This window comes from Pseudomonas sp. PI1 (assembly GCF_000812405.1).
Lineage (GTDB): Bacteria > Pseudomonadota > Gammaproteobacteria > Pseudomonadales > Pseudomonadaceae > Pseudomonas > Pseudomonas citronellolis.
In genome coordinates this window covers 23,243-34,013 of record NZ_JWMC01000065.1, presented here as the reverse complement: position 1 = coordinate 34,013, position 10,771 = coordinate 23,243, and the positions used below count along the sequence as shown (strand labels likewise).

The 10,771-nt window shown below is 69.6% G+C and carries 10 protein-coding genes; 5 read left to right on the top strand and 5 right to left on the bottom strand.

Annotated elements, in window-relative coordinates:
* Positions 1-9: 9 nt before the first annotated feature.
* From RN02_RS21290 to RN02_RS21280, 3 genes are all read right to left on the bottom strand, one after another.
* The gene (locus RN02_RS21290) at positions 10-1,707 is read right to left on the bottom strand and encodes a ShlB/FhaC/HecB family hemolysin secretion/activation protein (protein ID WP_052267780.1); all 1,698 of its coding nucleotides are present in this window, start codon (positions 1,705-1,707) and stop codon (positions 10-12) included.
* Positions 1,708-1,820: 113 nt separating this feature from the next.
* Positions 1,821-2,885 carry a fatty acid desaturase family protein gene (locus tag RN02_RS21285; RefSeq protein WP_043316588.1) on the bottom strand — a complete coding sequence of 355 codons (1,065 nt, stop codon included), beginning with the start codon at positions 2,883-2,885 and terminating at the stop codon, positions 1,821-1,823.
* An 18-nt stretch (positions 2,886-2,903) separates the two neighbouring features.
* Positions 2,904-4,001: a flavin reductase family protein gene (locus RN02_RS21280; protein WP_043316585.1), complete on the bottom strand. Its 1,098-nt coding sequence runs from the start codon at positions 3,999-4,001 to the stop codon at positions 2,904-2,906.
* A 147-nt stretch (positions 4,002-4,148) separates the two neighbouring features.
* Here RN02_RS21280 and RN02_RS21275 point away from each other — a divergent pair, with 147 nt between their 5' ends.
* From RN02_RS21275 to RN02_RS21255, 5 genes are all read left to right on the top strand, one after another.
* Positions 4,149-4,784 (top strand): TetR family transcriptional regulator, encoded by a 636-nt coding sequence (locus tag RN02_RS21275; protein WP_043316582.1) that lies wholly within the window; start codon positions 4,149-4,151, stop codon positions 4,782-4,784.
* 488 nt (positions 4,785-5,272) lie between these two features.
* Positions 5,273-5,773: an urease accessory protein UreE gene (gene ureE, locus RN02_RS21270; protein ID WP_043316578.1), complete on the top strand. Its 501-nt coding sequence runs from the start codon at positions 5,273-5,275 to the stop codon at positions 5,771-5,773.
* On the top strand, positions 5,770-6,444 hold the full coding sequence (locus tag RN02_RS21265; protein WP_043316575.1) for an urease accessory protein UreF: 675 nt from the start codon (positions 5,770-5,772) through the stop codon (positions 6,442-6,444). The genes ureE and RN02_RS21265 overlap by 4 nt, the downstream gene beginning before the upstream one ends.
* A gap of 11 nt (positions 6,445-6,455) precedes the next feature.
* Entirely contained in the window at positions 6,456-7,070 is a 615-nt protein-coding gene (gene ureG / locus RN02_RS21260) for an urease accessory protein UreG (RefSeq protein WP_043316573.1), read from the top strand.
* Between the two features lie 24 nt (positions 7,071-7,094).
* Entirely contained in the window at positions 7,095-7,667 is a 573-nt protein-coding gene (locus RN02_RS21255; protein WP_043316571.1) for a HupE/UreJ family protein, read from the top strand.
* 278 nt (positions 7,668-7,945) lie between these two features.
* On the opposite strand, the gene RN02_RS21250 is transcribed toward RN02_RS21255, so the two are convergent.
* The gene (locus tag RN02_RS21250; protein WP_043316568.1) at positions 7,946-9,196 is read right to left on the bottom strand and encodes an OprD family porin; all 1,251 of its coding nucleotides are present in this window, start codon (positions 9,194-9,196) and stop codon (positions 7,946-7,948) included.
* 96 nt (positions 9,197-9,292) lie between these two features.
* Positions 9,293-10,768, bottom strand: a complete 1,476-nt coding sequence (locus RN02_RS21245) for an aldehyde dehydrogenase family protein (protein ID WP_043316564.1) — start codon at positions 10,766-10,768, stop codon at positions 9,293-9,295.
* Positions 10,769-10,771 lie beyond the last annotated feature (3 nt).

Below are 10,771 nucleotides of genomic sequence, written 5' to 3'. Positions count from 1 at the left end.
GTTGCGGCGTCAGAAGAACAGGTCGACGCGGAAGTAGACCGGGTGTTCGCGTTTGTCGATCACGCTGGGCCGCTCCAGGGAGCGGGCGAAGCTCAGGGTCGCGGCCAGGTACTGGCCGCGGGCGTTGAACTCCAGCGCGTGGCCGCTCAGGCGGCCGTGCAGTTCGGGGTTGTAGCGGTCGTGCGCGATGGCGCCGAAGTCGTAGCCGTAGCCCACGCCGTACTCCTGCAGCCAGGGCTGCAGCGCCACCCAGGTCACCGGGCGGCGCCAGCGCAGCTGGTTGCGCCAGTAGTAGCCGCTGTCGCCGGACAGGCTCTGGTCCTTGAAACCGCGCACCGAGTTGAGCCCGCCGAGGCTGATGCGCTGCGGGCTGTAGAGCACGTCTTCGCTCTTCTGCGCGGTGGCCAGGGCGTCGAAGCTGAAGTTCTCGCCCCACAGCTGGAAGGGCTGCAGGTAGCTGAGGGTGAGGGTGTATTTGTCGTAGCGGGCGTGGGGCTGGTAGGGCTGCGGGTCGTGCTCGCCCTGGGCGCCGAGCGCGCCTATGCCCTGCTGCCAGCCGGCGTCGAGGTTGACGAAGGCGCTGCCGATGCGCCGGCCGTGATTGAAGCCCAGCTGACCCTCGGTGATGCGGCTGCTGGAGACGTCGAGCTTCTCGTCGTCGATGTAGTTGTTCGAGCGCACGTGGGCCAGGCCGAAGTTGACCGCGGTCTTGCTCAGGCTGTCGCGGTGCAGCACGCGCTCGGCGCCAAACTGGTGGGAGCGGCTGTCGCCGTCGAGCTTGAAGGCGAAGCCGCTGCCTTGGTTGCGGGTGCGGTAGTAGCTCTGGTTGTAGCTGTAGCTGAAGGTCCACCAGCCGTAGGGCAGGCTGTAGAACAGGCCCTGGTTGTCGGAGTGCTTCCAGTGGTCGCTGACTACGTCTTCGGCCACCCGCAGGCCGAGCTGGTCGGCCAGGCCCAGCGGGCTGTCCCAGTCCAGGCCCAGGCCGGCCTGCTGCTCGCCACTGCTGCGGTCGCCGTTGTTGTCGCGGAAGGCCGAGACGCGCCAGGGCTTGCCGCGCTCGCCGGCCAGTTGCACGCGGCTGCCGCCGACCTGCTCGCCGGGCACCAGTTCCACTTGCGCGTGGCGCGAGGGCAGGCGGTTGACCTGGTCCACCAGCTGTTCCAGCTCGCGCAGGTCGAGCACCTCGCCGGTCTTGCCGGGGAAGCCCATGGCCAGTTCACGCGGGGTGGCCACGGCGGAGTCGTCGAAGCCTTCCAGGCGGCCTTCGACCACGATGATTTTCAGCGTGCCGCCGGAGAGGTCCTGCTGCGGCAGGTAGGCGCGGGTGGTGACGAAGCCGCGGGCCAGGTAGTGGTCGGTGACGGCCTTGAGCAACGCGTTGAGCTGGGCCACGCCCAGGCACTGGCCGCGGTAGGGCGCCAGCAGGCGCTCGCGGGTGGCGGCGCCGAGGTGCCCGGCGCCTTCCAGGGTGATGTCGCGTATGTCGAAGCAGCGCGTGTCGGCGGGCTGCTCGGCGGGGGCCTGCGGCGCGGCCTTGCCGGGTAGCTGCTGCAATTCCTCCAGGCGCTTCTGTTGCTCGCGCAGCAGCTGCTCCTGGCGGTCGCGTTGCAGGTCGCGGTCGCCGGGGGTGGTCAGCGGCGCGGCGGAAACATCCAGAACGACGGCCAGGGCCAGGCCCAGCGTCCAGTAATGGGGAATGGACTTCATCCCTTCGATCCCTCGACTACGACATCCGGTTACAAAACCGGGCCGATTAAATCATGGCCAATTGATGTTGAGGGAGTGTCATTCGGCGACTGGTTTCTCTTTTAGGACTATTCCTATGAAGCCGGCAGACGGTGAACCCAGATGCGCCGCAGCACCGTGGCGAATTGCCGCGACAGGCGCCCGCTGTTGTAGTGCTGGCCATAGCGCTCGGCTATCTGCCGCACTTCGCGGGCCAGTTCGGCGTAGCGGCGCGCCGGCAGGTCGGGGAACAGGTGGTGCTCGATCTGGTGGCTGAGGTTGCCGGTGAGCAGGTGCAGCAGCGGCCCGCCCTCCAGGTTGCTGGAGCCGCGCAGCTGGCGCAGGTACCAGTGGCCGCGGCTCTCGCCCTGCAGCACGCAGGCCGGGAACACCGCGGCCTTCTCGGTGAAGTGGCCGCAGAAGATCACCGTGAAGGTCCACAGGTTGCGCAGCAGGTTGGCTACGAGGTTGCCGCAGAACACCGCCCAGAAGCCGCCGGCCAACAGGCCCAATAGGGGGAAGGCGAGATAGTCCTTGGCCCACTGGCGGCCCAGCTTGGCATTGAACCGGCGCAGCAGCGGGCGCAGTTCGTCCTTGCCCAGGCGGCCCTTGAAGTACTGGTCCAGGCGCAGGTGCTGGATGGCCACGGCGTACTGGAAGAGCACCGCCTGGATCGTCACCCACAGCGGCTGCCAACGGTAGAAGGGCTTCCACTTCTGCTCGGGGAACAGGCGCACCACGCCGTAGCCGACGTCGTCGTCCTTGCCCAGGACGTTGGTGTAGGTGTGGTGGATGTGGTTGTGGGTGTGCCGCCAGAAGTCGGAGGGGCCGGCGATGTCCCATTCGTACTGGCGCCCGGCGAATTCCGGGTCGTTCATCCAGTCGTACTGGCCGTGCATGACGTTGTGGCCCAGCTCCATGTTTTCGAGGACCTTGCCCAGGCCCAGGAGCAGGCTGCCGAGCAGCCAGGTGGGCGCGAACCAGCCGCACAGCAGCAGTGCGCGGCCGGCCCAGCAGCAGGCGCGCACGGCGCTGCGCACGCGGCGGATGTAGCGGGCGTCGGCGCCGCCGAGGTCGTCCAGGGTGCGTTGGCGCAGGGCGTCCAGTTCGGCGCCGAAGGCGGCCAGCTCGGCCGGGGTGAGGTCGCGGTCTTCGCGCATGCTGGGGTTCCGGGGAGGCTAGAGGTCGAGGCTGACGTCGCCCTGCGGGGCGCTGACGCACAGGCGGATGGGTTGTTGCGGCTCGCTGTGCAGCGCGCCGCTGCGCAGGTCGCGCACGCTGCCGGCGAGCAGGGTGCAGGTGCAGTTGGCGCAGATGCCCTGGCGGCAGCCGTGGGCCGGGCGCAGGCCGGCGGCCTCGGCCTGTTCCAGCAGGCTGCGCTGGTTGTCGCCGGCCACCTGGCGGCCGCTGCGGGCGAAGTGGAGATGGACCTCGCGCTGGGCCTCGTCGGTGGACCAGGCGGGCGCGCTGAAAGCCTCCCACTGCAGGCTGGCGGCGCGGGGACCGAGGTGGTCGCGCACGGCGCCGACGAAGCCGGCCGGGCCACAGGCCAGCACGTGCTCGGCGGGCAGGCCCTGCAGGTGTTCGGCATGGAAGCGCCCGCGCAGTTCGCCGGCCTGCGCCGCGCCGCCGCTGATGGCCCAGCGCGGGCGGAAGTTGGGGTACTCGCGGGCCAGGGTTTGCAAGCACTCGACGAAGGCGCGCTGGCTGCGTTCGCGCACGTAGTGCAGCAGCGTCACCGGGCCGCGGTAGCCGTCGGCCAGGGCCTGGCGCAGCAGGCCGAGCAAGGGCGTCAGGCCGCTGCCGGCAGCCAGCAGCAGCACGCCGCGTTCGTCCTGCGGCCAGTGCAGTTCGCCGCCCGGCGCGCCCAGTTCCAGCACGTCGCCGACGCACAGCCGGCCCAGCAGCAGCGGCGAGACCCGCCCGCCGGGTTGCAGCTTCACCGCGATCTCCAGGCATCCGTCCTCATCGGCGATCAGGCTGTAGTTGCGCCCCAGGCGCACGCCGTCGTGCTCGATGAACAGCTGCAGGTGCTGGCCCGGCCGCGCGCCGCGCCAGTTGGCATTGGGCCGCAGGCGCAAGGCGAGCATGTCGTCGGCCACCCACTGGCGGCCTTCGACGCGGGCGAACACCCGGTTCAGCGCCCAGGCCGGGTTGAGCGCGGCCAGCACGGCGTCGACGTCAGCCTCGCGCAGCCAGCGCTGGCGCACCAGTGCGCGCAGGGGGCCGAGCAGCGGGCGCAAGGCACGCAGCCAGGTCAGGGGAAGCAGGGACATGGACGGCATCCAGACAGTAAACACTTGTTCACTAAACTGGCACGCCGCCACTTTTCAGTCAACAGTCGTTCACTGAATTAGCCGGCGCAGTCGCCGATTTCCCCGGCCATTTGCTAGAGTGCCGGGGCCCCTGCCATGGAAGCCCCGATGTCCTCTCCCCGCGCCGAACAGAAACAGCAGACCCGCCAGGCCCTGATGGACGCCGCGCGCGGCCTGATGGACAGCGGCCGCGGCTTCGGCAGCCTGAGCCTGCGCGAGGTGGCGCGCGCGGCGGGCATAGTCCCGGCCGGTTTCTACCGGCACTTCGCCGATATGGACGCTCTGGGCCTGGCCCTGGTGGCCGACGTCGACGAGACCTTCCGCCAGACCCTGCGCGCGGTGCGGCGCAACGAGTTCGAGCTGGGCGGGGTGATCGAGGCCTCGGTGCGCATCTTCCTCGACGCGGTGAGCGCCAACCGCACCCAGTTCCTGTTCCTGGCCCGCGAGCAGTACGGCGGCTCGCTGCAAATCCGCCAGGCCATCGGCACCCTGCGCCAGCGCATCACCGACGACCTGGCGGCGGACCTGGCATTGCTCAACAAGCTGCCGCACCTGCAGGTGCAGGACCTCGACGTGCTCGCCGACCTGGTGGTGAAGACGGTGTTCGCCACCCTGCCCGAACTGATCGACGCGCCAGCCGAGGCACTGCCGGCGCACCTGACGCCGGAGGCCAAGGTTACCCAGCAGCTGCGTTTCATCATGATTGGGGCAAAGCATTGGTTGGGGATCGGGGCGCGGGGCTGAGGCTGGGGGCTTCCTTGTAGGAGCGAGCTTGCTCGCGAACCAGCCGGTGGCACCTGCGCACGGGTTCAACTCCGCTCCCTCTCCCCAGCCCTCTCCCTGAAGGGAGAGGGGGCTTGTCCGTGCCGGCTGACGGCAAGGCTTCAGTCGGATACCACGGCATCCGGCTAACTCCAGAGCCCCCAAGCGCTCCGAACGGTCCCCTCTCCCTTCAGGGAGAGGGTTAGGGAGAGGGAATGGAGCCAACCCCAAACACCGGCGTCACCGGATAACTCCCTTCGCGAGCAAGGACTAGGCGTCCCCCTCGCTCCTACAAAAACCCTCATTCCGCCCCACATCGGTGCGCACCATTTACGTGCGCACCAGCAACGCGCACGCGCACCATTGCTGACCACTCGGACAACCCGCCCAGCCCCCGCCATTGCTGGCCGCGCCCGGCCCTGGCAAGGCCCTTGCTGTAGCTCGGCCATTGCCTACTGCCGGACACCGCCATGCTGGTCATCCACCAACGCATCGAGCCCCGCGAGCGCTGGGACGCCGAACTGCACCTGAACTACGAGGCGCGCAGCAAGAGCCGCCTGCGCTGCTACAGCCGCGATGGCGAGGACGTCGGCCTGTTCCTAGAACGCGGCCAGCCGCCGCTGGCGGATGGCGACTGCCTGCTGGCCAACGACGGCCGCGTGGTGCGTGTGTGCGCCGCGCCCGAGCAACTGATGCACGTGACCTGCTCCAGCCCGCGCGAGCTGAACCGCGCCGCCTACCACCTGGGCAACCGCCACGTGGCGCTGCAGGTGGGCGAAGGCTGGCTGCGCCTGCTCGACGACTACGTGCTCAGGGCCATGCTCGACCAGCTCGGCGCCACGGTGCAGAGCATCGAGGCGCTGTTCCAGCCCGAGCACGGCGCCTACGGCGGCGGCCATCACCATTCGCACCATGGCGAGGCGGAATTCAACTACGCGCCGAAGCTGCACCAGTTCGGAGTGCGCAAGTGACCAGCACAGCCCTCTGGCCGTTGCTGCGCCTCGCCAGCCCGCAGCTACCCATCGGCGGCTACAGCTATTCCCAGGGCCTGGAAGCCGCCCTGGAGCACGGCCTGGTGAGCGATGCCGACAGCGCCTTCGCCTGGCTGGCCGACCAGTTGCAACTGAACCTGGCGCGTTTCGAGGGCCCGCTGCTGGCCGAGCTGCTGCGCGCCGCGCTGGCCGCCGACTGGGCCGCGCTAAGCGATGCCGCCGAACGCCACCGCGCCAGCCGCGAAACCCGCGAGCTGGCCCTGGAAAGCCGGCAGATGGGCTTTTCCCTGGCGCAACTGCTGGAAGCCCTGCCCGAGCTGGACAAAGCGGCCCGCGCCTGGCTGGCCGCGCAGCCGGAGCCCTCGCTGGCCGCCACCTGGGCGCTGGCCGCGCGGGCCTGGGGCCTGGACGTGGAGCAGGCCCTGGCCGCCTGGTTGTGGAGCTGGGCCGAGAACCAGCTCGCGGTGCTGATGAAGGCCCTGCCCCTGGGCCAGCTGGCCGCGCAGAAGCTCACCTCGCGCCTGCTCCCCGAACTCGAACGCGCCTGCGCCGCCGCGCTGACGGAGGACGCGCCCGGCGGCGCGCCCTTCGGCCTGGCCCTGGCGAGCATGCTCCACGAAACGCAATACAGCCGTCTGTTCCGTTCCTAGGAGAACCCCGCATGAACTCCCAACCCCTGCGCGTCGGCATCGGCGGCCCGGTGGGCTCCGGCAAGACCGCCCTGACCCTGGCGCTGTGCCACGCCCTGCGCGAGCGCTACGACCTGGCCGTGGTAACCAACGACATCTACACCCAGGAAGACGCCCAGTTCCTGGTGCGCAACCAGGCCCTGGCGCCGGAGCGGATCATCGGCGTGGAAACCGGCGGCTGCCCGCACACGGCGATCCGCGAGGACGCCTCGATCAACCTGGAGGCGGTGGACCAGCTCAACCGCCGCTTCCCGGGCCTGGAGCTGATCCTGGTGGAGTCCGGCGGCGACAACCTCTCGGCCACCTTCAGCCCCGAGCTGTCGGACCTGACGCTGTACGTGATCGACGTTTCCGCCGGCGACAAGATCCCGCGCAAGGGCGGCCCGGGCATCTGCAAGTCCGACCTGCTGGTGATCAACAAGATCGACCTGGCGCCAATGGTCGGCGCCTCGCTGGAAGTGATGGCGCGCGACGCGAAGAAGATGCGCGGCGAGCGCCCCTTCGTGTTCAGCAACCAGAAGACCGGCCAGGGGCTGGACGAAATCATCGCCTTCATCGAACGCCAGGGGCTGCTGAGCGCGGCCTGAAGCACAACCCACAAGGAGTTCCCCATGTCCCTGCGCAAAAGCCTCTATGCCCTGGCGCTGTGCCTCGCCCCGGCCCTCGCCTTCGCCCACCCCGGCCACGGCGAACACGGCCTGGCCGCCGGCGTGCTGCACCCGCTGACCGGCCTCGACCACCTGCTGGCGATGTTCGCCGTCGGCCTCTGGGCCGCCCAGCAACAGGGCGCGGCGCGCCTGGCGCTGCCCTGCACCTTCGTCGGCGCCATGCTGCTCGGCGGCCTGCTCGGCTTCGACGGCGTACAGCTGCCCTTCGTCGAGACCGGCATCGCCGCCTCGGTGCTCGCCCTCGGCCTGTGCGTGGCCCTGGCGGTGCGCCCGCCGCTGCCGCTGGCCATGGCCGTGACCGCGCTCTTCGCCCTGGCTCACGGCATCGCCCACGGCCTGGAGCTGCCGGAGCTGTCCAGCCCCTGGGCCTACGCCGCCGGCTTCGTCTGCGCTACCGCCGCCCTGCATGCCGCGGGCTATGCGCTGGTGCGCTTCCTGCCGCAGGCTGCGGCGCCGTTGGTGCGCGTGGCGGGTTTGGCCTCGGCCGGCGCCGGGGTTTGGTTGCTGGCGGGTTGATCGCGAATCCGGATTGAGAATCGCGGACGGAGTCCGCTCCTACGAGGGGAGGAATACCGTGCCTCCCAGCAGCCTGTAGGAGCGGGCCCTGCCCGCGATTCGCGCGCAGGGCGCGCTCCTACATGGGAATGAGCATGGGACTGAGCCAAGGTGCTCTTCGTAGGATGGGTTGAGCTTGCGAAACCCATGCGGTCACGGTGATGGGTATCGCTTCGCTCAACGCCATCCTACGACGGCGCTAAGGCTCGCTCCTACGAGAAGCCATACGCACCGCCCCGTCAGAGCGAAATGGGGTAGTTGAAGATCACCCGCGTCTGGTCGAAATCGCTGTTGAAGCTGCGCCGGTTGCTGCCGTGGTTGACGCGCACGTTGAGCTTCTTCAGCGGCCCGCTCTGCACCGTGTAGCCCAGCTCCAGGTCACGCTCCCATTCCTTGCCGCCACGGCCCACCTTGGTGGTGGCGTTGTCGCCCTTGCCGTAGCGCACCATGCTCACCAGGCCGGGCACGCCCATCGCGGCGAAGTCGTAGTCGTAGCGCAGCTGCCACGAGCGTTCGTCCTCGTTGGTGAAGTTGCCGTTGAACATGTCGTTGCCCATGGTCCTGCCGCTGCTGCCGTAGACCGACTGCCAGCCACCCTTGCCGCCGACCTTCTGTAGGCCGAGGTAGAGGGTATGCCCGCCATGGTTGGCCGAGAGCAGCGCGTAGGCGGTGTGGCTGTCGATATCGCCGGCCAGGGCACGGCCGTCGTCGCGGTCGAAGAACAGGCCGAGGTTGGCGCCCAGCACCCAGTCGCCCACCGGCTGCTTGTGCAGCAGGTTGAAGTAGCGCTGGGTGTAGATGTCCTCCAGCTGCGCGTACCAGGCGCCGACCAGGGTGCGCTGGTCGTTGAAGCGGTATTCGCCGCCGGCGTAGTTGAAGGCGTCGGATTTCGCCGTGGGCGCCGACCAGGACGACAGGTCCTGCATGTCCGCCGAATTGCGCAGGCTGACCTGGTCGTAGCGCCCGCCGTACAGGCTCACCCCGGCCCACTCGCGGGACACCAGCGCCGCGCCGCGGAAGGTCTGCGGCAGCAGGCGGCCGTCGTCGTAGCGCAGCACCGGCACGTCCGGGAGCATCTCGCCGAGCTTCAGCTCGCTGGCCGACAGCCGCAGCTTGGCCGCCACCGCCACGCGCCCGTACTCGTCGGCGGCCTTGCCGTCGTCGTGCACCGGCAGCAGTTCGGAGCCGCTCTGCTCGCGGCTGCTGTTCAGCTTCACGCCGTACAGGCCCATGGCGTCCACGCCGAAGCCCAGCGGCCCGCGGGTGTAGCCGGAGCTGAACTTGAGGATGAAGCCCTGGGCCCATTCGTTGATCAGGCTCTTGCCGGCGCTGTGGTCGCGGAAGTCGCGGTTGAACGCGTAGTTGCGCAGCACCAGGTCGGTGCGCGAATCCTCGAAGAAGCCGCCCTCCTCGGCCAGTGCGGGCGCGCACAACAGCGGCAGGGCCACGCAGGCGAGGGACGGCAATACGGCGGTGTGACGGTTTTGCATTGTTATTGTTCTCCGTTTTTTTCGGGGTGCAGCGGCCCGCGGCGCGTCCGTGTAGGCGCGCCGTGGGCGGGGTGGGTGGCAGAACCGGCTAGGCGATCAGAACGGGTAGCGGCGCGCCTCCCGTTGCACGCTCACCCAGTGGTCGCGGGTGAATTCGTCTATCGCCCAGTCGCCGTTGAAGCGGCCCAGGCCGGAGTTCTTCTCGCCGCCGAAGGGCGCATTGGCCTCGTCGTTGACCGGGATGTCGTTCACGTGGGTCATGCCCGCGCGCACCTTGCGGGCGAAGGCCACGCCGCGTTCCAGGTCGCGGCTGAACACGGCGCTGGAAAGGCCGTACTCGCTGGCGTTGGCCAGTTCCAGGGCGTGGGCTTCGTCGCGGGCGCGCAGCAGGCCGATCAGCGGGCCGAAGATTTCGTCGCGGGCGATCTCCATGTCCGGGCCGACTTCGCCGTACACGTGGGGCGCCAGCAGTTGGCCCTGCACGCCGCCTTCGTACAGCGGCCTGGCGCCTTCGCGGCGGGCCAGGGCGACCTTCTCCAGCAGGCCTTCGAGCTGGCGGGCGTTGATGATCGGGCCGATGGCGGTCTCCAGCGACTGCGGGTCGCCGACCTTCACCTGCTTCACGCGCTCGACGAAGCGTTCGGCGAAGGCGTCGTACAGCGCGTCGACCACGATGATGCGGTTGATCGCCATGCAGATCTGCCCCTGGTGCAGGAACTTGCCGAACACCGCGGCGTTCACCGCCTGCTCCAGGTCGGCGTCCTCCAGCACCACGAAGGGGCTGTTGCCGCCCAGCTCCAGGGCCACGTGCTTGAGGTGCGCGCCGCCGCTGGCGATGCGCCCGATGTTGCGCCCCACCGGGGTGGAGCCGGTGAAGGTCACCAGGCCCGGCACCGGGTGCTCGACGAAGGCGTCGCCGATCTCGCTGCCGGCGCCGACCACCACGCCGAGCACCCCGGCCGGCAACCCGGCTTCCTCGAAGATGCGCGCCAGCAGCAGGCCGCCGCACACCGGGGTGTCGCTGGCCGGCTTGACCACCACCGCGTTGCCCAGCGCCAGGGCCGGGGCCAGCGAGCGCTGGGTGAGGTGCAGCGGGAAGTTCCACGGGCTGATGACGCCGACCACGCCGATAGCGCTGCGGTACACGCGGCTTTCCTTGCCGGGGATGTTGGAGTCGACGATGCGCCCGTGCACGCGGCTGGGGAAGGACGCCGACTCCAGGGTGATGCCCCGCGCCGCGCCCCATTCCAGGGTGGCCTTCAGGCGGGTGCTGCCGGACTCGCGGACGATCCAGTCGATGATCTCCTCGCGGCGCCGGTCGAACACCTCCACCACCCGGTGGAGCAGCGCGGCGCGTTCCGCCGGCGGCAGCGCGGCCCAGGCCGGCTGCGCTTCGGCGGCCTTGCGGTAGGTGGCATCCAGGTCCTCGCGGCTGGCCTGGGGGATTTCCGCCAGCAGGCTGCCGTCGTAGGGGTTGCTGTCGCGCAGCACCTTGCCGGCGCCGCCGGTGCGCCATTCGCCGGCGAGGGGTTGCAGGTGGAAGTCGGTGTAGGGGGTGTTGGCATCGCTCATGAC

Excerpts from the sequence above, each read along its gene's own strand:
- ureE (WP_043316578.1), top strand. The coding sequence starts at position 5,273 with ATGCTGGTCATCCACCAACGCATCGAGCCCCGCGAGCGCTGGGACGCC.
- RN02_RS21255 (WP_043316571.1), top strand. The coding sequence starts at position 7,095 with ATGTCCCTGCGCAAAAGCCTCTATGCCCTGGCGCTGTGCCTCGCCCCG.
- RN02_RS21280 (WP_043316585.1), bottom strand. The coding sequence starts at position 4,001 with ATGTCCCTGCTTCCCCTGACCTGGCTGCGTGCCTTGCGCCCGCTGCTC.
- ureG (WP_043316573.1), top strand. The coding sequence starts at position 6,456 with ATGAACTCCCAACCCCTGCGCGTCGGCATCGGCGGCCCGGTGGGCTCC.
- RN02_RS21285 (WP_043316588.1), bottom strand. The coding sequence starts at position 2,885 with ATGCGCGAAGACCGCGACCTCACCCCGGCCGAGCTGGCCGCCTTCGGC.
- RN02_RS21250 (WP_043316568.1), bottom strand. The coding sequence starts at position 9,196 with ATGCAAAACCGTCACACCGCCGTATTGCCGTCCCTCGCCTGCGTGGCC.
- RN02_RS21275 (WP_043316582.1), top strand. The coding sequence starts at position 4,149 with ATGTCCTCTCCCCGCGCCGAACAGAAACAGCAGACCCGCCAGGCCCTG.
- RN02_RS21245 (WP_043316564.1), bottom strand. The coding sequence starts at position 10,768 with ATGAGCGATGCCAACACCCCCTACACCGACTTCCACCTGCAACCCCTC.
- RN02_RS21290 (WP_052267780.1), bottom strand. The coding sequence starts at position 1,707 with ATGAAGTCCATTCCCCATTACTGGACGCTGGGCCTGGCCCTGGCCGTC.